Origin of the sequence: Kineococcus glutinatus (assembly GCF_039542765.1) — a bacterium.
Lineage (GTDB): Bacteria > Actinomycetota > Actinomycetes > Actinomycetales > Kineococcaceae > Kineococcus_A > Kineococcus_A glutinatus.
Map to the genome: position 1 here is coordinate 1 of NZ_BAABIL010000809.1, position 1,179 is coordinate 1,179.

Annotated in this window: 1 protein-coding gene; it reads right to left on the reverse strand. The window is 79.4% G+C overall.

Annotated features, from left to right (window positions below):
* Window positions 1-1,141: AMP-binding protein (locus tag ABEB16_RS21635; RefSeq protein WP_345714236.1), on the reverse strand; the 1,141-nt coding region annotated here is incomplete at its 3' end.
* Between the last annotated feature and the right edge of the window lie 38 nt (window positions 1,142-1,179).

Below are 1,179 nucleotides of genomic sequence, written 5' to 3' on the forward strand. Positions count from 1 at the left end.
GGACGTCGGCGCCGCGGGCGGGCACGACGTAGCCGACGAGCCGGGCGGGGCCGGCGTCGGCGCAGGCCACGACCGCGGCCTGCGCGAGGCCGGAGACCCGCGTCAGCGCGGCCCCCACCTCGCCGGGCTCGATGCGGAAACCCCGCACCTTCACCTGGTCGTCGGTGCGGCCCAGGTACTCCAGCTGCCCGTCGGGGCGCCGGCGCACCCGGTCGCCGGTGCGGTACATCCGCGCGCCGGGCGGGCCGGACGGGTCGGCGACGAACCGCTCGGCGGTCAGGTCGGGCCGGCCGGCGTAACCGCGCGCCAGCTGCGGACCGGCCAGGTACAGCTCGCCGGCCACCCCGTCGGCGACGGGCTGCAGGCAGCCGTCCAGGACGTGCGCGGCGGTGTCGGTCAGGGGGCGGCCGATGACGGGGTCGGCGGACTGCACGGCGTCGGCGCCCACGGCGTCCACGGTGAACTCGGTGGGGCCGTAGAGGTTGCGCACCACCAGGCCGGGCACGGCGCGCAGCCGGTGCCACAGCGCGGGCGGGCACGCCTCGCCGCCGACGAGGGCGGCGCGCAGCGGCAGGCCGGCGCCGTCCGGTCCGGCGCCGTCGAGCAGGCCGGTGTCGGCCAGCGCCTCCCACATCGTGGGGGTGGAGTCCAGGTACTGCAGGCCCCGCTCGCGCACGGCCGCGGCGAGGCGGTCGGCGTCGCGGTACGTGTCGGCGTCCAGCAGGTGCAGCTCGTGGCCCAGCAGCAGCAGGAGCAGCGCCTCCCAGGAGCCGTCGAACACGAACGGCAGGGCGTGCGCGACCCGCAGCCGCCCGCCCGGGACGCCGGCGGCCAGCGGCTCGACGAGGGTCCGGCGGTGGTGGTCGACGAGGTGCGCCAGCGACCGGTGCGACACCGCGACGCCCTTGGGCGCGCCCGTGGAACCGGAGGTGTGGATGACGTAGGCCAGGGCGTCCGGGTGCGGCGCGGGCAGGGGCCCGGTGGTCGCGGCGCCGACGGTCCCGGCCTGCGGGCCGGTGCAGTCCGGCACCGCCAGGTGCGGGACGTCGCCGAGGTGCGGGGCGCCGTCGGCGGCGGTCAGCACGAGGGCGGGGCGGCGGGCCGCGACGAGGGCGCGCAACCGCTCGGGCGGGTCGTCCACCGACAGCGGCGTGCTCGCGGCGCCGCTGCGCAGCACGG